Here is a 21,423-nt window from a genome sequence, read left to right on the forward strand (position 1 = left end):
CCTTGCCCCATCCGGCGACGGCTCGCCCTGTGTCACCCGTCTCTACGCTGGAGTTCCAACGGAATGTCGATGTCCCTGGCCGATGCGCGCTACCTGTTCAATCGCGTGCTTGGCCTGATCCACCGCAGCGTGGCGAGCATGCGCACCCGCGGGTGGCGCGCCACCTGGCAGCGCATTCGCGTGCACACGCAGGCGCCGCCGGTCGCGCTCGGCACCCCGCTCTGGTTGCCCGACGCCACGCCGTTCGACGTACTTGCGGTACCGCACAGCGCCGCACCACGGGTGACGGTGGTGATTCCGGTGTACAACCACATCGCCCATACGCTGGCCTGCCTGCGCGCGCTCGCCGCGCACCCGCCACGGCTCGCCATCGAGATCATCGTGGTGGACGATGGCAGCAGCGATGCCACCGCGGTGCAGCTGCCGCAGGTCGAGGGCCTGCACTATCACCTGCGCGCCAGCAACGGCGGTTTCATCGCAGCCTGCAACGATGGCATTGAACTTGCGCGCGGCGATTACGTGGTGTTGCTCAACAACGACACCATCCCGCAGCCCGGCTGGCTGGACCGGCTGATCGCCACGTTCGACCAGCACCCGGCTGCCGGGCTGGTCGGCGCGCAGCTCGTGTACCCGGACGGACGCCTGCAGGAATCCGGTGGCGTGGTGTTCGCCGATGGCAGCGCCTGGAGCTATGGCCGCTTCGAATCGGCCGAGGACCCGCGCTACGCCTATGTGCGCGCGATGGACTACTGCTCGGGTGCGGCGATTGCCCTGCCACGGGCGCTGTTGCAGACACTGGGCGGGCTGGATCGCCGCTACATGCCGGCCTACTACGAAGATACCGACCTGGCGTTTGCGGTGCGCGCCGCCGGCTATCAGGTACTGGTACAGCCGGCCAGCGTGGTGGTGCATGACGAAGGCACCAGCAATGGCACCGATACCCGTACCGGGGTCAAGGCCTACCAGGTCCGCAATCAGGCGGTCTTTGCGGACAAATGGCAGCAGGTGCTGACCCGGCAGTTGCCGGTCGGCCGCGTGCCCGGCCCCGCGCAGCTGCATCGCGGGCAGCGCCAGGTACTGATCCTGGACGAATGCGTGCCGCAGCCGGACCGCGACTCCGGCTCGTTGCGGCAGTTCAACCTGATCCGTCTGCTCTGCGAAGAAGGCGCGCACGTGGTGTTCGTGCCGACCCGCCGCGAACATGCCGGACGCCACACCCAGGCGCTGCAGCAGTTGGGCGTGGAGGTCTGGTACGCGCCGTTCCTGGAGGGCATCGGCAGCTGGTTGCGCACGCATGGGTCGCGCTTTGCGGTGGTGCTGCTGGTGCGTCATCACGTGGCGCATGCCTGCCTGCCGTTGCTCAAGCAATACGCGCCACAGGCACGCACCCTGTTCGATACCGTCGACCTGCATTACCTGCGCGAACGCCGCGGTGCCGAGCTTGCCGGCGATGCCAACCTGCTGCGCAGCGCAGAGCGCACCCGGGTGCGCGAACTGGAGATCATGGCCGCCACCGATGTCACCCTGCTGGTGTCGGCCGCCGAACAGGCGCAGCTGCGCGCGGACGCACCGCAGATCCGCACCGCCCTGCTGTCCAACCTGCATGATGTCGCCGGCAGCGGCCACCGTTTCGAACAACGCCGTGACCTGGTGTTCGTCGGAGGGTTCCGTCACGCGCCGAACGTGGACGCGGTGCAGTGGTTCATCAGCGCCATCTTCCCGCAGGTCCGCGCGCAACTGCCCGGCGTGGTCTTTCATTGCATCGGCGCCGATCTGCCCGAAGCGCTCAAGCTGCTGGCCGACGAATGCCCGGGCGTGCAGTTGCACGGGCATGTGCCGGACCTGGTGCCGTTCATGGACAGCGCGCGCCTGTCGGTGGCACCGCTGCGCTTTGGCGCCGGCGTCAAGGGCAAGATCAACCTGAGCATGGCGCACGGGCAACCGGTAGTCGGCACCACCTGTGCAGTGGAAGGCATGCACCTGCGCGACGGCGAAGATGTCTGCGTGGCCGACGACGCCGACGCGTTCGCCAGCGCCATCGTGCGGCTGTATCAGGATGCGGCATTATGGCAGCGCCTGGCGGACAACGGCCTGCGCAACGTAGCCCGGCATTTCTCGCTGGAGGCCGCACGCGACACGGTGCGCGCGTTGTTCATCGCGCCTTGACCGGGCGGTGTCGCGCGTGTCGCCTGGCCGGCCGGGGCTCTGCAACCGACCTTCACTCACTCCCCGTCGACGCATGCCTCAGCGCTGCTCGGCCACAGCCCGCACCCGCCGCGTGAACTCGGCCAGCTCCGGCAAGCCTGGATCCAGCTGATGCGCCTGGTCCTGGGCACGTCGGGCGAACGCTGCATCCTCCTGCCCCAGCCGCTCGCTGCCGACCGCAACCCAGCGTTGCGCCAGGCGCCGACGTGCGCCGGCCAGCGCATCGCCGTTGGGCGTCAGCGCCTGCCAGGCATCCAGACACCCGCGTGCCGCGCGCAGGCGGTTGTTGCGCAGTTCGTCTTCGAAACAGCGTTGACTGGCAGGCACCACCCGCGCGGCCGCCTGCACCACACGTGGATCGCGCGGCGCCAGCGCCTGTGCGGCGCGCACGGCATCGTATGCACTGGCCCCGGGCGGCGTCATCCACTGCTGGCGTGCTTCGGCGTCGGCCACGCGTTGCAGCAACACGCGCAGGCGGCGCTCGCGCACTGCGCGCGACAGACCGGTCTGCGGGCCGCGTTGCGCATCGCGCGCACGCGCGATCGCCTGCTCGGCCTGCGCGATCGATGCAGCGCCCGGCACCAGGGCCTGCGCCTGCTGCAGCGACTGCATGGCTTCATCGAAATGGAAATCCGCAGCCTGGCGACCCGCCTGTGCGGCGTATTCGCCGGCCACCCGTTCGAGCCCGCGCTGCGCCCCGGCATCTGCCGGCTCGGCGGCCAGCACCGCGGCAAAATCGCGCGCTGCCGGGGCCAACCGGCCGCGGCGCAGCAAGGCCTGTGCACGTTGACGGCGCTGCTCGAGCAGACGGTGATAGTGCCCCTCGGTCAGCGGCAGGTCGGCATGCCCGGCGTCGTAGCGCTTGGCAGCGGCCAGCAGGGCGGCCGCATCGGCAAGTGCGTCGCGTGCCAGCGCATGGCGCGCCTGCGCCAGCAGATCGGTCAGGGCATCTTCGCGTCCTTCCAGCGCGTCGGTGCGGTCCGGGGCCAGGGTCAGGATGCGCTGGTAAAGCGGCAGCGCGCTGTCGGGGGTTCCATCCAGGCGCCCCTGTTGCTGGGCGACCACCGCCTGCGCGAGCAAGGCATCGAGTCCGGCACGGCGCGCCTGCAGGTCGCGCAAACGCAGCGCGACCGGGGCGGTCTGCGCCTGCGGCACCTCCAGCGCACCTGCCAGTGTCAGCGCGCGCTGCGCGCCGGGCGCATCGCCGGCCGCGATGGCCGCACGCGCCTGCACCACGGCGGCGGCACCGGTACGCGCCAGGCCGGTCCGCGCCTCGGTGCGATCGCTGTCCAGCGCGAGCGCAGCGTTGAACAATTCGCGCGCCCCGGTGCCGTCGGCTGCGCTGAGCCGGCCGCGCAGCAAGGCCGCATCGCCGCGTTGCAGCAGCTGCTGGATGCGCGTATCCGGCCACAGCCAGTCGGCAAGCGGCTTGCGCAGCACGATGACGCTGAGGAGCAGGCACGCGGACAGCGCCAACACCACGCGCCACAGCGCGCGGCTGCGCAACGGCGCCCAGAGGCGGGGCGACCTGGCCCAGCGCGGCAGCGGGAACATGCGGTGGCGTCCATCCTTGGCGCGACCTGACGGGGACGCGTTCACCCGACTATGGTAGCTGCCTGCTGCGAAGACGATGTGCGTTTCGGGAATCGGGAATCGGGAATCGTCAGGCAAAGATGGCTGATCGGCTGATGGGCTTTGCAGATCCACGGATAAACGGTCGTGACACGGACAGCATGGCGGCGCAGCGACTTGCACCGCATGGCCTCCATCGTCCGCTTGCTGACCATCGATGGATGCCACGGCATGCGCTCTGACGATGACGCCGCTCGTCTGTGCGGCGCCCGTCAAGCGAATGCCACCGCCTCATTACCCAGCCTCAGCCCAGGCGCCGGACCTCGTTGACGCCGGGCAAGGCGTCCAGTTTGCCGAGCAGGGCCGACAACTGGTCGTAGTCGCTGACCTTGAGCCGCAGCCGCAACTGCGCTCTGCCGGTGTCGCGCACGTTGTCGCTGTTGATCTCCAGCACGTGGGCGTCTTCCTGCGCGATCAGGTTGGTGATGTCCTTGAGCAGCCAGCGGCGGTCCACCGCACGCACCTGCACATCCACCTCGTAGCCGCTGCCGGCCTTGCCCCACTCCACCGGCAACACGCGCTGCGGGTGGGCGGCGGCCAGGCGTGCCAATGCCGCGCAATCGGTACGGTGCACGGTGATGCCGCGGCCGCGGGTGAGGTAGCCGGCAATCGGTTCGCCGGCCACCGGCTGGCAGCAGCGCGCCAGCTGCACCAGCAGGTTGCCCACGCCCTGCACAGTGAATTTGGACTTGCCCAATCCATCGCGACGCGCAGTCGGGCGTGGCGGCGCCGGCACCGCCGGTTGCGACGCGGCGCGCTCGGCTTCCAGCAACGCGCGGCTGACCTGGTTCGGGCCGGTATCGCCCAGCGCCACCTGGATATACAGCTCGTCGATGTTCTCGGCGTGGAATTTGCGTGCGGCCACGCCCAGATCGGCATGCTGCAGGCCCAACCGCTTGAGCTCGCGATCGAGCAGGTCCTTGCCGGCCTGCACGTTGCGCGCGCGGTCGAGCTTGTGGAACCACGCACGCACCTTGTCGCGCGACCGCCCGCTGGCCAGAAAGCCGTTGGACGCCAGCAGCCAGTCGCGGCGCGGGTCGGCTTCCTTGGCGGTCATGATCTCCACGCGGTCGCCGCTGCGCAGCCGATACGTCAGCGGCACGATGCGGTCGTTGACGCGCGCGCCCCGGCAGCGATGCCCCACCATGGTGTGCACGTGATACGCAAAATCCAGCGGCGTGGCGCCCTGTGGCAGATCGATCACCTCGCCCTTGGGGGTCAGCGCGTACACGCGGTCTTCGATCAGCTCGGCATCCAGCGCGCCGGCCAGCTCGCCGTGCTCGCCTTCCTGCACCTGCTCCAGCAACTGGCGCATCCACAGGATCTTGCGGTCGAAGGCCTTTTCGGCGCCCTTGCCACCTTCCTTGTATTTCCAATGCGCGGCCACGCCAAGTTCGGCCTGGGCATGCATCTCGAAGGTACGGATCTGGATTTCGATGGTGCGCCCTTCCGGGCCGACCACAGCGGTGTGCAGCGAGCGGTAGTCGTTGGCCTTGGGACGGGCGATGTAATCGTCGAACTCGCTGGGCACCGGCGCCCACAGCGAATGCACCGCGCCCAAGGCCGCGTAGCAGGCCGCCACGTCGTCCACCATCACGCGTACTGCGCGCACGTCATACAACTGGTCGAAGGACAACCGCTTTTTCTGCATCTTCCGCCAGATGCTGTAGATGTGCTTCGGCCGCCCGCTCACCTCGGCCCGCAGCCCCTGCCCGGCCAACGCGCTGGACAGGCTGCGCTTGACCGCTTCGATATAGCGCTCGCGTGCAACGCGGGTTTCATCCACTTCGCGGGCGATGCGGCGGTAGGTCTCCGGCTCCAGGTGACGGAACGCCAGATCTTCCAGTTCCCACTTCACCTGCCAGATGCCCAGCCGGTTCGCCAGCGGGGCATGGATGTCGCGGGTGAGCTGGGCCAGCGCGCGGCGCTGTTCCTCGTTGAGGCGGTCGGCCACGCGCATGCGCGCCAACTGCCGCGCCAGCAGGATCGGCACCACCCGCAGGTCGTGGATGATCGACAGCAACAAGCGGCGCAGGCCCTCGCTGTTGCGCCCTGCCTCGCGCCCGGCATGCAGCGCCCAGACCTGGTCGGCCGCATCCAGGCCATCGAGCAGTCCCTCCACCGCCACGCGCCGCTCCGCCGGTTGCCACGGCAGGGCGGCAACGGTGCCGCGCAACGCCGGCAGGTCGAACAGCAGCGCCGCAATCAGGGTGGCCTCGTCAGCCGCCAGCAGGGCCAGCGCATCCAGCGTGTCGCCGAGCAGCGACCACGGCACGCTATCGGCTGGCGCGGGCGGCATGTCCTGCCAGGCCTGCGCAAGCGCGTCCCGCAGGGCGGGTGCGATCGAGGCGACAGCCGGGCGCTGCAGCACTGCCTGCAGGCGTTCAAATGAGGAACTGGTCACAACGGTGGACACGGTGGCGGCAACAACAAGGGGCTGATAGCTACGGTAACGTGCGCGTCACCTTCTCCACAACGCGAAATTTCGGTGCCCGTGCGTTGCCGCACGACCGCCGTGCTTATGGTCGGTTCACGCGCCAACGTCTTGATTCGCAACCGCTCGGCGCAATGCGTCAGGCTCCATCATGGTCCATCTGCGCCGCATCCGCCGCTTTTTACGTGCTCTTTACAACTCGCCCAAACCGGCTGCCTATGCTCCCTGCACGTCGTCGCTGCCGTGCGCAGCGGCGACGTCACTCACCCAACTGCGAGGTAGCCGATGAAAACCTGGAAGAAGCCTGTCGTTCGTGAAGTCAACTGTGGCGCCGAAATCAACTGCTACGTCTCCGGCGAGTTTTGATCCGGCCCGTTTCACACACACCTGCCGCCCTTCCTTCTTGATGCATGTCCGGCAGTTGCCGGCAGATTAGGTAACAGTTCTCCATGCGCATCATTGTTCTGGGATCGGCGGCCGGCGGTGGGCACCCGCAGTGGAATTGCCACACACCCGCCAGCCAGCGGGCGTGGCAACAAGCAGACGGTGCCCAACGTCGTACCCAGGCCAGCATCGCCGTCAGTGCAGATGGCCAGCGCTGGGTGTTGATCAATGCCTCTCCTGATTTCCGCCAGCAGATCCTTGCCACGCCCGCGCTATGGCCACAGCAGGGGCTGCGTCACTCGCCGATCGAGGCAGTGCTGCTGACCAGTGGCGAAATCGACCACATCGCCGGGCTACTGTCGATGCGGGAGAGCCAACCATTCTCGTTGCATGCCAGCAGCCGCGTGCTTGATCTGCTGGCACAGAATCCGATCTTCGACGCAGTCAACCCGCACTACGTCACGCGCACGGCCTTCGCGCTCGATACACCCTTACCGCTGCTCGGCCTGCAGCTCACACCGTTCTCGGTGCCGGGCAAGGTGCCATTGTTCATGGAATCGCGCAGTGGCGGCGACCTCGCCGGCTCCAACGAGGAAACCCTCGGGCTCACCATCGACGACGGCCGGCACCGGGTGCACTACATTCCCGGCTGCGCCGCCATGACCGATGCACTGCGCGCGCGCCTGCAAGGCGCCGAACTGGTGTTCTTCGACGGCACGCTGTGGCGCGACGATGAAATGGTGCAGCTGGGCGTCAGCCAGAAGACCGGCCAGCGCATGGGCCATCTCAGCATCGACGGACCCGCGGGCACCATCGCCGCGTTCGAAGCGCTGAACGTGGCGCGCAAGATCTTCATCCATATCAATACCACCAATCCCGTGCTCGATATCCACTCCCCGGAGTACGCCAGCGTGCGTGCCAGCGGCTGGGATGTCGCCCACGACGGCCTGGAGATCACGCTGTGACCGCCCTGCTCACCCCCGACCAGCTGGAAGCAGACCTGCGTGCCATCGGAGCACGCCTGTATCACGACCAGCACCCCTTCCACGCGCTGCTGCACGACGGCAAGCTCGATCGCGGCCAGGTGCAGGCGTGGGCCTTGAACCGCTTCGAGTACCAACGCTGCATTCCATTGAAGGACGCTGCGATCCTGGCGCGCATGGAAGACCCGGCGCTGCGGCGCATCTGGCGCCAGCGCATCCTCGATCACGACGGCAATAGCGCGGCCGATGGCGGCATCGCCCGCTGGCTGCATCTGACCGACGCCCTCGGCCTGGACCGCCAGCTGGTGGAATCGGGGCGTGCGCTGCTGCCCGGCACCCGCTTTGCGGTGCAGGCGTATCTGCACTTCGTGCGCGAAAAGAGCCTGCTCGAGGCCATCGCATCGTCGCTGACGGAATTGTTCGCCCCCAACATCATCGGTCAGCGCGTGGCCGGCATGCTCAAGCATTACGACTTCGTCTCGGCCGAGGCGCTGGCCTACTTCGAGCATCGCCTGACCGAAGCGCCGCGCGATTCGGATTTCGCGCTGGACTACGTCAAGCAGCACGCCGACACCATCGAGAAACAACAGCTGGTCAAGGACGCGCTGCATTTCAAATGCTCGGTGCTTTGGGCGCAACTGGATGCCTTGCACGTGGCCTATGTTGCGCCCGGCATCGTGTGGCCGGACGCCTTCGTGCCGGCGCGCGACGCCACCCGGGCCGCCGCGTGAGCAGCATCACGCGCGACAGCCAGCCGGCCCTGCGCGCGGGCGTACGTCTGCAGCATGACCGCGCACGCGACCAATGGGTGCTGCTCGCCCCCGAACGCGTGGTCGAGCTGGACGACATCGCCCTGGTGGTGGCGCAGCGCTTCGATGGCGTCAGGTCGCTGGCGCAGATTGCGGTGGAACTGGCCGCCGAGTTCGACGCCGACGCCACCGAGATCGAAGCCGATGTGATCGAACTGACGACTACCTTGCATCAGAAGCGTCTGCTGCGGCCATGAACAGTGCACCGCCGCCGCTGTCGGTGCTGCTGGAGCTGACCCATCGCTGCCCGCTGGCGTGCCCGTATTGCTCCAACCCGATTGCACTGGCTGCACTGCGCGAGGAGATGGACACCGCCGGCTGGCGCTCGCTGCTGCAGCAGGCCGCCGACATGGGCGTACTGCAGGCGCATTTTTCCGGTGGCGAGCCGATGCTGCGCAAGGACCTGCCCGAACTGGTGGCGCATGCGCGCGCGCTCGGGATGTACAGCAACCTGATCACCTCCGGCGTGGCGGGCGGCGAGCCGATGCTGGACCAGCTGCAGGCCGCCGGGCTGGAGCACGTGCAACTGAGCGTGCAGGACGTCGACCCGGCCGGCGCCGACCGCATTGCCGGCTATCGCAACAGCCTGGCGAAGAAACGCGAGTTCGCCAGCGCCGTGCGTGCGCGTGGCCTCCCGCTGACCCTCAACGCGGTGCTGCACCGGCATAACGCCGAGCGCGTGCCCGGCATGATCGCGCTCGCGCTGGAATGGCAGGCCGAGCGTATCGAAGTCGCCCATACCCAGTACTACGGCTGGGGCCTGCGCAATCGCGCGGCGCTGATGCCCAGCCGCGAGCAGTTGATGGCCACCATCGAGGCAGTGGAAACCGCACGCCGCGAACTCGGCGACCGCCTGGCGATCGACTTCGTCACCCCCGACTACTACGCGCGCCAGCCCAAACCCTGCATGGGCGGCTGGGGCCAGCGCTTCGTCAACATCTCCCCCCGCGGGGACGTGCTGCCCTGCCATGCCGCCGAGACCATCGACGGCATGCGCTTCGACAATCTGCGCGAGCGCTCGCTGGCCGATATCTGGAACAACGGCGAGGCGTTCGTGCGCTTCCGTGGCACCGCGTGGATGCCCGAGGTCTGCCAGGGCTGTCCCAAGCGCGAGATCGACTGGGGCGGCTGCCGTTGCCAGGCGCTGGCGCTCAGCGGCGATGCTGCTACGCTGGACCCGGTGTGCGAACGCTCGCCCACCCATGCGCAGGTGCGTGCCACCGCCGAACGCGAAGCCGCCGCGCCAGCGCCGGACTTCGTCTATCGCCGGCCTGCCCGCCCCGCGCGTGCACAACCTGCCACTGCAAGCGGCACGGACTGACCTGCGGTGGCCGGCGCAGAACAGCGTCTACACTAGCCACCTCTTTCCTCCTGGATGGCTTCCATGTCGCTCGCGCGCCGCATTCCCCTGCTGGTCTGCCTGACCCTTGCGTTGTCTGCCACCCCGGCCCTGGCGCAGCGTGCCGTCCAGGGCGATCTGCAGTCGCAGATGAGCGCCGAGCAGTTCAAGGCCGCCGGCCTGGACAAGCTCGACGCCAGCGAACTGGCCGCGCTCAACGACTGGCTGCAGGGCAAGGTGGCCAAGGAAGCGGCCGTGGTGGTCGAGCAGGCCAAGGAGGCCGGCCGCCAGGAGGTCATCGTCAAGAATCGCGGCTTCTTCGATTTCGGCAGCAAGGAGCCGATCGAAAGCAGCATCGTCGGCGAGTTCAAGGGCTTCTCCAAGGGCCGCGTCTACACGCTGGCCAATGGTCAGGACTGGGAACAGACCGATGCCGCCAGCCTGTCCGGCGTGCGCAAGGACGCACCCAAGGTCAGGATCAAGCCCGGCCTGGTCGGCGTCTGGTATCTGCAGATCGAGGGCTACAACACCCCGGCCAAGGTACGGCGAATCAAGTAAGCACTGGTAACTGCGCGGCATGGGTGAGTCCTGCCGTGCAATGGCAGCGTGGGCTTCGTCCCACCCCGCTGGCGGCCTTGGCACCGCGACCCGGACGTTCGTAACGTGCAAGACTTGCCGTTACGTCCCGGCGCGCCATGTGCTTTCCGCTCGACCTGCCCATGACTGCGCTGGCGCGTTGCACCGCTTCCGGAGGACACCGATGCGCTTGATGACACGTTGCGGTCTTGCCCTGCTGGCCCTGCTCTCCTGCCCGGCGTTGGCCTCTACCGCGGCCGAGCGATGCGCCACCTCGACGGAGGTCGGGTTTGATCAGGCCCTGGTCTGCTATCACGACGCGGTGGAACAGCAGCCGCTGGTCTACACGCGGGTGGGCACCAGCCGCGTTGCTGGCGTGGAACGGCGCGACTACCTGCTCACCTCGCAGACCTGGTCGCCCGAGGCGCGTGTCACGCCGGCCATCTGGCAGCACGATGTGGCGATCTATGTGCCGTCCGATGCCTTGCCGACCCGCGCGGTGCTGATCTCCACCAACGGCACGCGTCACCCGGCAGACGGCGGCGCGGCGCAGCCGGCCAGCGAGTTGCCGCCGGAGGCGCTGGCTGCGCTGGCGCAACGCAGCCGCACCGTGGTCATCGCATTGAGCGACATTCCCAATCAGGCCTTGCGCTATCAGGGCGACGCCGCGCCACGGCGCGAGGACGACAGCGTCGCCTACACCTGGTCGCTGTTTCTCAAGGCGCCACAGCAACGCAAGACCATGCCGCTGCATGTGCCCATGGCCGCGGCAATCGCACGCACCATGAGCCTGGCCGAGCGTGAGCTGGCGCCACTGAAGATCCACCGCTTCATCCTTGCCGGTGCGTCCAAGCGCGGCTGGGCCAGCTGGCATGCCACGATCGCCGACCCGCGCGTCGAAGCCGTGGTGCCGTTCGTGATCGACATCCTCAACATGCCGGCGGTGCTGGACCACATGTACCGGACATACGGGGGCAACTGGCCGATTGCGTTCAATGCCTACGCCCGGCAAGGCATCACCACGCAGCTGCAGACGCCGGCGTTTGCGCAGCTGGTGCAACTGCAGGACCCGCTGAGCTACCTGCACTCGCCGTACCGCAAGCGGCTGTCGGTGCCCAAATACATCGTCAATGCCAGCGGCGATGATTTTTTCCTGCCCGACAACACGCAGTTCTTCTATGCGGCGCTGCCTGGCAGCAAGGCCTTGCGTGTGGTGCCGAACAGCGCGCACAACGGCATCCGTGCCGCAGTCGTCGACACGTTGGTGCCCTTCGTGACGCGGCTGCAGCAACAGCGCCCGCTTCCGCAGCTGAGCGATACCTTGCGCAGGGGCGCCGCGCCGCAGATCCGCCTGCGTTCTTCCGAGCGACCGACGCGGCTGCAACTGTGGACGGCCAGCAACCCGCAGGCACGCGACTTCCGCTACGCCTGTGGCATCCGCTATCACGCCAGTCCGCTCGTTGCGGGCCGCGGCCACACGATCGCCGTGCCGGTGCAGGTGCCCGAGACCGGCTGGAGCGCGTACTTCGTCGAAGCCACCTATGCCGATGGCTTTGTCGCCACCAGCCAGACCTACATCCTCGGCAAACAGCAGTATCCGCAGCAGGCGCCGCCGACCGACAACGCCGCCTGCAGCACCTTGCCGGGCATGCAAAGCAGTGCGTCTACGCGTTGATGTCGTGCACCGCCAACCTGGCTGAGACAGCGTTGCCGCAGGTGTCGCCAGCGAAGCGCAGCCCTGGGTGGCGCTGATCCGCGTGTGCGTCCGATGCCCGCGGCTTCCGAACGGCAGTGAGATGTCGTAGCGGTGACTGCGCAGGTCGCCATTCCACCTGCCTGCGTGCTGTCGCGGCGACGGCCGAACTGCCGCCGCACCCGCTGCATGCGCACCAATGGCAACCGCCAGGTTGGCTTGCTGCCGACTGGCGGTACCGCTGCGGTTGACCAAGTGGACACTCTTGACCGACTTGCGCAACGAAGTCCGCACAGAACCGTACCCAAGCCCCGATTTGGCACTTGAGCCCGCCAGCAAGATCGATCCAACCCGACTGGACCATTGACATCGTTGTCACCAACTCCTAAACAGCCGTGACGCGCTGATGGCATCGGCCAATCGGACGGATCAAAGGACTGCATGTGGCTGCGACCTCGCGTTCTGCTCACGCTTCTACCTCGCCCGCGGTGTCCGCTGCCACCGGCTTCGTCGCGGCCGACGTCGGCGGCACGCATGTCCGGCTTGCCCACGTGATGCAGGCCGACGACGGCGCGGTGGAGCTGTCGCACTACCGCACCTATCGCTGCGCCGAATACGCCAGCCTCGACGCCATCCTTGCCGAGTTCCTGCCGCAGGTGAGCCGTGTGGAGGCGGTGGTCATCGCCAGCGCCGGCGTTGCGCTGGACGAGGACACCTTCATCAGCAACAACCTGCCGTGGAGCATGTCACCCAAGCGCCTGCGCACCACGTTGGCGCTGCGCAGCGTGCACCTGGTCAACGATTTCGAAGCCGTCGCATACGCGGCGCCGCACATGGAGCCGCGTGCGGTGCTGCAGCTGAGCGGCCCCACGCCCCGGCATGTCCGCAGCACCAGCCCGATCCTGGTGGTCGGCCCCGGCACCGGGTTGGGCGCGGCGGTGTGGATCGATGCCACACCCAGACCGCTGGTGCTGGCCACCGAAGCCGGCCAGGTCGCGCTGGCCAGCACCCACGACCACGAACTGCAGCTGCTGCACATCCTGCTGCGCGGTCAGCACTATCTGCCGCTGGAGCACGTACTGTCCGGCCCCGGTCTGCTCCGGCTCTACACCGCTGTCTGCCAACTCCATGGCGCCTCGCCACGTCATCAGTTGCCTGCTGCCATCACCCAGGCCGCCTTGCACGAGGACGACGCGCTGGCCGGCGAATGCCTGCAGGTGTTCTGTGCGCTGCTCGGGCATGCCGTCGGCGACATGGCGCTGGCCTATGGCGCGGGCGGCGTCTATCTGGCCGGCGGCATCCTGCCGACGATCGGGCACTTCCTGACCACCAGCCAGTTCCGTGCGCGCTTCCTGGCCAAGGGCAACATGCGCGAGGTGCTCGAACGCATCCCGGTCAAGCTGGTCGAGCACGGGCAACTGGGCGTGCTCGGTGCGGCCAATTGGTACCTGCAGCACCACGCTGACGTGTCGTAGGCGATCTGTCGCGCGTTGTTGAGAACGCGCGGTGGCAACACCCCGCATCCGGCGAGCAGCCGCCCGCCGTCCATCCCTGTGCGTGATGAGGAGAGACATCATGAAATACAGCACCACCCTGCTGTCCAGTGCGATTGCGTTGTCGTTGACATTCAGTGCGCATGCCCAGCAGAGCGATGGCCAGCACGCCACCGACCTGGATGCGGTCCAGGTGGTCGGCATCCGTGCCAGCCTGGAAAAATCGCTCGACACCAAACGCAACAACACCGGCATTTCCGAGGCCATCACTGCCGAGGACATCGGCAAATTCCCGAGCACCAACGTGGCCGAAGCGCTGTCGCAGATTCCTGGCGTCACCCTGGATCGCCGTTTTGGACAAGGCGAACGCGTAAGCATCGACGGCACCGATCCCAGCCTCAACCTGTCGTTCCTGGACGGTCACCCGGTGGCACAGGCGATCTGGCTGTACGGCGAACAACCCAGCCGCGGCTTCGACTACACCTTGCTGGCACCGCAAATCCTGGGCCGCGCGGAAATCCTCAAATCCTCCGAAGCGCGACTGACCGAAGGCAGCCTGGGCGGCACGGTCCTGATGCATACGCGCCAGCCGCTGGACCTGGAGGCCAACGAGATCGCCGGTTCCATCGGCTACAGCTACAGCGACCAGGCCAGCACGGGCAAACCCAACGCGGCGCTGCTTTACAGCTGGAAGAACGCTGCAGACACCTTCGGTATCGCGGTCTCCGCGCAGCATTACCAAGAGCGCGTCGACCGCCGTGGCATGGAAGTCTTCGGCTACGCACCAGCCAGTACCTTCGCCAATGCCGCAGGTACGGTGCTGGCTGATGCGGACGTACCCAACTCGATCAATGCCGCCTGGTTCCAGCAGGACCGTGAGCGCGACAGTGCCGTGGTCAACCTGCAACTCAAGCCCAGCGATGCGCTGGAGTTCAACCTGAGCGGCCTGTACATCAATGAGAATTTCGACAACTACAACCAGTCGATGTACAGCTTTCTCACCTGGAACGCCGGCACGGTGGCGGCGGTGGACCAGCTGGGCAGCGTGCGCAATGGCGTGGTGACCAGCGGCCACTCCAGCGCCAATGCCGATCCGCTTGGCGGCACGGTGATCTACGACAACAACGTGCGCGAATCGGAAGTCACCACCAAGGGCCTGGACCTGCGCGGCGCGTTCCGCGGTGACGGCTGGGGCTTGAACGGACAGGTGGGCCAGAGCAAATCGGAGAACACCGATCTGTCGCAATACTTCATCGAGCCGTTCTACAACGGCGGTTTCAGCTGGGACACCCGCCGTGGCATCCGCTTCGACGACCCTGCAGCGGCGCGCAACCCGGCCAACTGGGGCTCGGCCGGCGGTTGGTTCGGCAACAACGGCATCTTCTCCACTGACAGCAAGGACACTTACGGCCAGCTGGACCTCAACCTGCAGTTCGACAGCGTGTTCAACCAATTGCTGCTGGGCGTGCGCCATGGCAAGCATGAAGAGCGCTTCGAGCTCAATGTCTATGGCGGTGTGACCCCGGGCACCCTGGCCGATGTGGGCACCATCGGGCTCACCGATCTGCAGGATTTCCATCCCGATCATGGCCGGCATGTGCAGGCGGGCCGCAACAATGTGCTGAACTGGATCCGCAACAGCCCGGTCGATTACGGCGCACCGGATCCGGCCAGCTATCTCAACAACAGCTGGGCGCTGGAGCAGACCAACAACGCAGCCTATGCGCAGCTGAATTTTTCCGGCGGCGGTGTGCGCGGCAACCTGGGTGTGCGCTATGTGGATTCCAAGACCGAGGGCAGCGGTTTCGTCTACAGCGGCACGCCCTCGCTGGCCAACGCCGACAGCCTGTGGCAGACCCGCACCCGCAAGGAAGACTTTCTGCTGCCTTCGCTGACGCTGTCGTACGACGCCGCCGACGATTGGGTGTTCCGCTTTGCGGCCGCCAAGGTGATCGCCTGGGCGCCCTACAACCAGATGGTCAACAACACCTTCCTCAACGACACCACCTTGACCGGCAGCGGCGGCAACGCGGAGTTGTCGCCCTACGAATCGTGGAATTTCAACCTGTCGGCCGAGTACTACTTCGCGCAGCAATCGGTGGTGGCCTGGTCGGTGTTCTACAAGAAGATCGACAACTACATCGACACCAGCGCCAGCGTGGAGCGCCAGTACAACGCGCTCCGCGACACCGCGCCGCAAAGCTGGGCGCAATTGCTCGGCAGCAACGGCTGTACCGCCGACGGCTATTGCGACTACAGCATCCAGCGGCCGCGCAATGCCGGCGACGGCAAGGTCAAGGGCTTCAACATCTCCTTCCAGCAACCGTTCGGCGACAGTGGCTTCGGCCTGACCGCCAACTACACTTACGCCAACGGCGAAAACAACACCGGCGACGCCCTGCCCTACCAATCGCGCAACAGCGTGGCGTTCAGTCCGTACTACGAAAAAGGCCCGCTCAATGCGCGGCTGACCTACAACTGGCGCGACAGCTACCTGGCCGGCGGCTATGTCGCCGGCGCGGCACCGGCCAGCGTGGACGACTATGCCGAATTGGGGGCAAGCATCGGCTATGCCTTCAGCCCCAACTGGTCGCTGCAGGTGGATGCGCAGAACCTGCTGGATGAAGAATACCTGCAGTATCTGGGCGACAAGGATCACCTGGCCGGCCGTTACAGGAGTGGGCGCCGTTACATGGCCAGCCTGCATGTGAAGTTCTGAAACGGGCAAGCAACGGCCGCACCAGCCATGGGTCGGTGCGGCCGTTGCTTGATGGGTTGGCAGCCGGCGCGGGTTTGCTGCGTGTCTTGTGTGCGCGCATAAGCCATTGCCGCCGACACCACGCCACGACGCTTCGGCCGTGTGAACTGCACGCCTGCTGGGGGTGCGTTCCTGGTTCGGCGTGCGCGCCCGACGACGGGCAACGCGCTGCCACACGTCAATTGCCGCTCAGCCCCGCAGCGCCGCGACGCGCTGCGACAACTTCTTCGCAGACACGCCGGACTTGGCACCCAGTTCCTGCGCAAACACCGACACACGCAGCTCTTCCAGATCCCAACGCAGCGATTGCCATTCCTCGCGCTGCTGCAAGCCGCGCGCGGCCGCGTCATCCAGCGCATCCACGAAGGGCTTGAGTTCGAGCATGCGCGCCTGGTCGCGCGCCGGGTCGCGCTTGGCCCGCTCGGTACGCAGGATCATCGCCCTGAGGTAACGCGGATAGTTGGCCAGCGCCTCGGCCGGCGTGTCGCGCAAGAACCCGGCATGCACCAGCGCACGCAACTGCTGCTCCATGTCGTCCAGATTGCCGCGTGCCCAGCCCATCAACGGCGCTTCCAGCAAGGGTTTGAGCTCGGCGACCGCCCCCAGGATGCTTTCGGCCAGGGTCAGCCGCGCCATCGCCTCGCCGAACAGCCGCTTGGTGGCATCGTCGCGACGTTGCGCAAATGCGGCCGGGTCGCGAATCGCAGCCAGCCCCTCGGCCAGCACCGCATTGAGCGCGGCATCGACCAGATCGCCACGCAGGCGCTCCTGCGATTCGATGGCCGCGTACAGCAAGCCGGTCTTGGGCGACACCGGCAATTGCTTGCGCGCCTGCTTGATCTTGTCGGCGAGCGCGATTTCCAGCAGACGCCGCACCCCGCGCGGATGCGCGCGCGCCGCCTCGTTGCGGTCGGCGAAGATGCGTAATGCCGCGTTGTCGCCCTGATCCACCAGTGCCGGATAGGCCGGCACACCGGCCTCGCCGGCCACCTGCTCGGGGATCGCGGCGGCCGGAAAATCGCGCAGACCTTCGGCGGCCAGCGCACGCCCGGCCCGAGCGGCAAATGCCTGGCCGGCGCGCTCGCCGAAGCGCGCGCGCAGCCCGTCCAGATCGCGCGATTCGGTGAGCACCTTGCCGTCGTCGTCGCGCAGGCGCAGGTTCATCAGCAGATGCGTGTCCAGCGACTCCTCATCAAAATCCAGCGCCGCCACCTGCACACCGGTGGCCTTGGACAAAAACCGCGCCAGCTCGCCGCGGATGTCGTCGGCCGAGGGCAGGCTGTAGGCCTCGTAGAACGCACGCCCGAAGTCCGGCGCCGGCACGAAATTGCGCCGCAACGCCTTGGGCAGGCTGCGGATCAGCGCCGACGCCTTGTCGGCCACAAAGCCCGGTGCCAGCCACGACAGGCGCGCCGGGTCCAGCGCGTTGAGCAGGTGCAGCGGCACTTCCAGGGTGACACCGTCATCGACGGCACCCGGCTCGAAGCGGTAGTGCAACGGCAGCCGCGCATCGCCAAGCGGGAAATACTTCGGAAAGCGGTCCGCCTCGCTGCCTTCGCCCGGCAGCAGGTCGTTCAAGCTCCAATGCAGGCTGCGGCGCTTGTCCGGCGGCAGGGTCTTCCACCACGCATCCAGCCCGCTGGCCGAATGCAGTTCGGCCGGGATGCGATCCAGATACCAGCGCGCCTGCCAGCCCTCGTCGGCCATGATGCCGGCACGCCGCAGCTTTGCTTCTTCTTCACGTGCCTGCTCCAGCACCTTGAGGTTGTCGGCAACGAAGGCCGCGCGCGTGTTGATCTCGCCGGTCACCAGGCCCTGGCGCACGAACAACTCGTGTGCGCCGGCCGGGTCGATCTTGCCGTAGTGCACCGGCTTCTTCGGTGCCAGTACCAGGCCGAACAGGCTGATCTGTTCGGAAGCAACCACCTGCCCCTGGGCGCGCGACCAATGCGCATCGAAGTGCTTGCGCGCCAGCAGGTGCCCCAGCTCGGCGATGGCCCAGTCCGGCTCGATCGCCGCGTTGGTCATGCCCCAGACCTTTTGGGTGTCCAGCAGCGTGGCCGCCAGGATCCACGGTGGCGGCTTGCGCGCCAGGGCCGAGCCGGGGAACGGCACGAACCGCCGCTGCCGGGCCGCCAGAAAGTCGCCCTTTTCGGTGCGGTGGCCGATCTGCGTGGGCAGGCCGGCCAGCAGCGCGCGATGCAGCGATTGATAGGCGGCCGCGCGTTCGCGCTCGCTGGTGCGTGCCGACACCTCGGCCGCGTCGGCCTGCCGGCCCGCCGCCGCAGGCGTGCGCTGCAGCGCCGGCGCGGTGGGATCGGGCTTGCCTTCGCGCGCCAGGCGCGCGGCGCGATGCAGTTGCCCGCGCGTGGGCCGGTTGGCGTTGTGGCCGTCTTCGCGTGCCGGCGCACTGGCACCGGCCAGCAGCGGCGCCAGCACCGCAGTGGCCGGCTCTTCGCTCCAGCCGAGCTCCTCGCACAGCAGCCGCAACTGACGATGCAGCTCGCGCCACTCCCGCATGCGCAAGAAGCCGAGGAAATGCCGGCCGCACCAGTCGCGCAACTTGGATTGGGTGAGATCTTCGTGCACCTGCCGGTACGCTTCCCACAGGCGCAGGATGCCGACGAATTCCGAACGCGCATCGGCAAACAGCGCATGCGCGTTGTCGGCGGCCTCGCGTGCTTCGGGCGGGCGCTCGCGCGGGTCCTGGATGCCCAGGAAGGAGGCGATGATGATCATCTCGCGCAGGCAGCCATGCTGCTGCGCGGCCACCAGCATGCGCGCCAGCTTGACGTCCACCGGCAGGCGCGCCATCTGCCGGCCGATCGCGGTCAGACGGCGTTCGGCATCGATCGCACCCAGTTCCAGCAACTGCTGCCAGCCATCGGCCACCGCACGTTCGTCCGGCGCTTCCAGAAACGGAAAGTCTTCGATCCGCCCCAGCCCCAGCTGCAACATGCGCAGGATCACGCCAGACAACGAAGAGCGCCGGATCTCCGGGTCGGTGAACGCCGGGCGCGCAGCAAAGTCGGCTTCGGCATACAGCCGGTAGCAGATGCCCTCGGCGATGCGTCCGCAGCGGCCCATGCGCTGGTTGGCGCTCGCCTGCGAGATCGGTTCGATGTGCAGGCGGTCCAGCTTCTGGCGCGGGCTGTAGCGTTTGACCCGCGCAAACCCCGGGTCCACCACATAGCGGATGCGCGGTACCGTCAACGAGGTCTCGGCCACGTTGGTGGCCAGCACCAGGCGCCGCCGCGGGCCGGGGTTGAAGACGCGGTCCTGGTCGGCCGCCGACAACCGCGCATACAGCGGCACCACTTCGGTGTCGCGGTATTTGCGCCGCTCCAGCGAATGATGCGCATCGCGGATCTCGCGCTCGCCCGGCAGGAACATCAGCACATCGCCACGCGGGTCGATGCGGGTGATTTCATCGATGGCCGCCACGATCGCATCGTTGACGGTGCGTTCGCCGTCACGCCCGTTGCCGTCGTCCTCCTCGCCGCCGGCCTCGCCCTCCAACGGGCGGTAGCGCACTTCCACCGGGAAGGTGCGCCCTTCCACGCTGATCACCGGCGCATTGTTGAAGTGCTGGGCGAAGCGCTCGGTATCGATGGTGGCCGAGGTGACGATCAGCTTCAGATCGGGGCGCTTGCTCAGCAATTGCTTGAGATAGCCCAGCAGGAAATCGATGTTGAGGCTGCGCTCGTGCGCCTCGTCCACGATGATGGTGTCGTAGGACGACAGCCAACGGTCGCTGGCGATTTCAGCCAGCAGGATGCCGTCGGTCATGAACTTGATGCGCGACTGCTCGCTCACCCGGTCGGTGAAGCGCACCTGGAAGCCCACCGTGGTGCCCAATGGGGTCTTCAACTCGTCGGCCACGCGTGCCGCCACCGCACGCGCGGCAATCCGGCGCGGCTGGGTACAGCCGATCATGCCGGCCGCGCCGCGCCCGGCCGCCAGACACAGCTTGGGCAACTGGGTGGTCTTGCCCGAGCCGGTCTCGCCGGCAATGACCACCACCTGGTGGTCGCGGATCAGCGCAATGATGCGTTCGGCCTCGCGCGCAATCGGCAGCTGCTCGTCCAGCGTGATGGCGGGCAGTTGCTCGGCGCGCGCCTGGCGCTGCGCCTGCGATGCCGCCAGGGCTTGCTCGAACGCCTCGCGCACCTGCACATTGCCGGGCTTGCCCTGCCAGCGCGACCATAGGCCCAGCAAACGGCCACGGTCGCGGCTCATCGCGCCATCCACGGCACGGCGGCGCTCGCGCAAGGTATTGGCAAGGTCGGTATCGATAGCGCTCATTGATCGGAAAATGTGAAAGATTGAATGACGTTTGATCCTTTAGCCTGTCTATTGTGACGCCATAACTGTTCTGTCAGACACCAACCCTCAGAGGGACCATTCCATGTCCAAGAAAAAGAACGCCAACAAGCCCGTCATCGTCAACGATGCCCTGCCGGTTGCAGCCGCCTCGGCGCCGCATATCGATATCGGGATCAAGGACACCGATCGCAAGCAGATCTCCGACGGTCTGGCTCGCTACATGGCTGACGCCTTCACCCTGTATCTGAAGACCCACAACTTCCACTGGAATGTCACCGGGTCGATGTTCAACTCGCTGCACACCATGTTCGAGACCCAGTACACCGAGCAGTGGGGCGCGCTGGACGAAGTGGCCGAGCGCATCCGCGCCCTGGGCTACAACGCGCCGGGCTCGTATCGCGAATTCGTCGCGCTGACCTCGATCCCGGAAGAACCGGGCCTGAGCGACAGCGCCGACTGGCGCGAAATGGTGCGCCAGCTGGTCAGCGGCAATGAAGCGGTCTGCCGCACCGCCCGCAAGGTGCTGGGCACCGCCGACGACGCCGGCGACGATCCGACCGTGGACCTGCTGACCCAGCGCCTGCAGACCCACGAAAAGTACGCATGGATGCTGCGCTCGCTGCTGCAGTAAACCCTTGGGGCTTCGCCCCTTCGGGTTTGCCCAAGGTTTCGCTGTTGCGAAACCTTGGGCCCCTGCTCAATTGCCTGCCACACCCCGCGCCTTCGGCGCGCCCCCTGACTCAGGGGGCGCAGCCATCTCCGCTTCGCGGACATGTCCCCCAACATTTGCG

At 67.2% G+C, this 21,423-nt stretch carries 14 protein-coding genes; 11 read left to right on the forward strand and 3 right to left on the reverse strand.

The genetic code is table 11. The features are described from left to right. Window positions 1-63 precede the first annotated feature (63 nt). The gene (locus ACCQ12_RS14415) at window positions 64-2,166 is read left to right on the forward strand and encodes a glycosyltransferase (protein ID WP_372382034.1); all 2,103 of its coding nucleotides are present in this window, start codon (window positions 64-66) and stop codon (window positions 2,164-2,166) included. Between the two features lie 78 nt (window positions 2,167-2,244). Here the strand turns inward: ACCQ12_RS14415 and ACCQ12_RS14420 are convergent, their stop codons facing one another. Next, the gene (locus ACCQ12_RS14420) at window positions 2,245-3,759 is read right to left on the reverse strand and encodes a hypothetical protein (protein ID WP_372382035.1); all 1,515 of its coding nucleotides are present in this window, start codon (window positions 3,757-3,759) and stop codon (window positions 2,245-2,247) included. A gap of 322 nt (window positions 3,760-4,081) precedes the next feature. After that, window positions 4,082-6,241 carry a RelA/SpoT family protein gene (locus ACCQ12_RS14425; protein ID WP_166749104.1) on the reverse strand — a complete coding sequence of 720 codons (2,160 nt, stop codon included), beginning with the start codon at window positions 6,239-6,241 and terminating at the stop codon, window positions 4,082-4,084. Between the two features lie 315 nt (window positions 6,242-6,556). Here ACCQ12_RS14425 and pqqA point away from each other — a divergent pair, with 315 nt between their 5' ends. From pqqA to ACCQ12_RS14470, 9 genes are all read left to right on the forward strand, one after another. Continuing rightward, window positions 6,557-6,637 carry a pyrroloquinoline quinone precursor peptide PqqA gene (pqqA, locus tag ACCQ12_RS14430; RefSeq protein WP_002812057.1) on the forward strand — a complete coding sequence of 27 codons (81 nt, stop codon included), beginning with the start codon at window positions 6,557-6,559 and terminating at the stop codon, window positions 6,635-6,637. An 83-nt stretch (window positions 6,638-6,720) separates the two neighbouring features. After that, on the forward strand, window positions 6,721-7,620 hold the full coding sequence (gene pqqB / locus ACCQ12_RS14435; RefSeq protein WP_372382036.1) for a pyrroloquinoline quinone biosynthesis protein PqqB: 900 nt from the start codon (window positions 6,721-6,723) through the stop codon (window positions 7,618-7,620). Then, window positions 7,617-8,369, forward strand: coding sequence for a pyrroloquinoline-quinone synthase PqqC (gene pqqC, locus ACCQ12_RS14440; RefSeq protein ID WP_104579866.1), 753 nt, complete (start codon window positions 7,617-7,619; stop codon window positions 8,367-8,369). The genes pqqB and pqqC overlap by 4 nt, the downstream gene beginning before the upstream one ends. Continuing rightward, window positions 8,255-8,644, forward strand: coding sequence for a pyrroloquinoline quinone biosynthesis peptide chaperone PqqD (pqqD, locus tag ACCQ12_RS14445; protein ID WP_506191664.1), 390 nt, complete (start codon window positions 8,255-8,257; stop codon window positions 8,642-8,644). Before pqqC ends, pqqD begins: the two co-directional genes overlap by 115 nt. After that, window positions 8,641-9,768, forward strand: a complete 1,128-nt coding sequence (gene pqqE, locus ACCQ12_RS14450) for a pyrroloquinoline quinone biosynthesis protein PqqE (protein ID WP_372382037.1) — start codon at window positions 8,641-8,643, stop codon at window positions 9,766-9,768. Before pqqD ends, pqqE begins: the two co-directional genes overlap by 4 nt. A gap of 63 nt (window positions 9,769-9,831) precedes the next feature. Beyond that, entirely contained in the window at window positions 9,832-10,344 is a 513-nt protein-coding gene (locus ACCQ12_RS14455; protein WP_104579868.1) for a hypothetical protein, read from the forward strand. 202 nt (window positions 10,345-10,546) lie between these two features. Then, window positions 10,547-12,037 carry a PhoPQ-activated pathogenicity-related family protein gene (locus ACCQ12_RS14460; protein ID WP_372382038.1) on the forward strand — a complete coding sequence of 497 codons (1,491 nt, stop codon included), beginning with the start codon at window positions 10,547-10,549 and terminating at the stop codon, window positions 12,035-12,037. Between the two features lie 461 nt (window positions 12,038-12,498). Next, a complete protein-coding gene (locus ACCQ12_RS14465; RefSeq protein WP_372382039.1) occupies window positions 12,499-13,530 on the forward strand; it encodes a glucokinase family protein in 1,032 nt (343 codons plus the stop codon). 100 nt (window positions 13,531-13,630) lie between these two features. Then, window positions 13,631-16,267 carry a TonB-dependent receptor gene (locus tag ACCQ12_RS14470; protein WP_372382040.1) on the forward strand — a complete coding sequence of 879 codons (2,637 nt, stop codon included), beginning with the start codon at window positions 13,631-13,633 and terminating at the stop codon, window positions 16,265-16,267. Window positions 16,268-16,495: 228 nt separating this feature from the next. Here the strand turns inward: ACCQ12_RS14470 and hrpA are convergent, their stop codons facing one another. After that, a complete protein-coding gene (gene hrpA / locus ACCQ12_RS14475; RefSeq protein ID WP_372382041.1) occupies window positions 16,496-20,611 on the reverse strand; it encodes an ATP-dependent RNA helicase HrpA in 4,116 nt (1,371 codons plus the stop codon). Between the two features lie 103 nt (window positions 20,612-20,714). Here hrpA and ACCQ12_RS14480 point away from each other — a divergent pair, with 103 nt between their 5' ends. Further along, on the forward strand, window positions 20,715-21,263 hold the full coding sequence (locus ACCQ12_RS14480) for a Dps family protein (RefSeq protein ID WP_039410975.1): 549 nt from the start codon (window positions 20,715-20,717) through the stop codon (window positions 21,261-21,263). The last annotated feature ends 160 nt before the right edge of the window (window positions 21,264-21,423 follow it).

This window comes from Xanthomonas sp. NCPPB 1068 (assembly GCF_041479385.2).
Taxonomy (GTDB): domain Bacteria; phylum Pseudomonadota; class Gammaproteobacteria; order Xanthomonadales; family Xanthomonadaceae; genus Xanthomonas; species Xanthomonas cannabis.

Excerpts from the sequence above, each read along its gene's own strand:
- pqqB (WP_372382036.1), top strand. The coding sequence starts at position 6,721 with ATGCGCATCATTGTTCTGGGATCGGCGGCCGGCGGTGGGCACCCGCAG.
- ACCQ12_RS14455 (WP_104579868.1), top strand. The coding sequence starts at position 9,832 with ATGTCGCTCGCGCGCCGCATTCCCCTGCTGGTCTGCCTGACCCTTGCG.
- pqqA (WP_002812057.1), top strand. The coding sequence starts at position 6,557 with ATGAAAACCTGGAAGAAGCCTGTCGTTCGTGAAGTCAACTGTGGCGCC.
- ACCQ12_RS14460 (WP_372382038.1), top strand. The coding sequence starts at position 10,547 with ATGCGCTTGATGACACGTTGCGGTCTTGCCCTGCTGGCCCTGCTCTCC.
- ACCQ12_RS14480 (WP_039410975.1), top strand. The coding sequence starts at position 20,715 with ATGTCCAAGAAAAAGAACGCCAACAAGCCCGTCATCGTCAACGATGCC.
- pqqE (WP_372382037.1), top strand. The coding sequence starts at position 8,641 with ATGAACAGTGCACCGCCGCCGCTGTCGGTGCTGCTGGAGCTGACCCAT.
- ACCQ12_RS14420 (WP_372382035.1), bottom strand. The coding sequence starts at position 3,759 with ATGTTCCCGCTGCCGCGCTGGGCCAGGTCGCCCCGCCTCTGGGCGCCG.
- pqqD (WP_506191664.1), top strand. The coding sequence starts at position 8,255 with ATGCTCGGTGCTTTGGGCGCAACTGGATGCCTTGCACGTGGCCTATGT.
- hrpA (WP_372382041.1), bottom strand. The coding sequence starts at position 20,611 with ATGAGCGCTATCGATACCGACCTTGCCAATACCTTGCGCGAGCGCCGC.
- ACCQ12_RS14415 (WP_372382034.1), top strand. The coding sequence starts at position 64 with ATGTCGATGTCCCTGGCCGATGCGCGCTACCTGTTCAATCGCGTGCTT.
- ACCQ12_RS14470 (WP_372382040.1), top strand. The coding sequence starts at position 13,631 with ATGAAATACAGCACCACCCTGCTGTCCAGTGCGATTGCGTTGTCGTTG.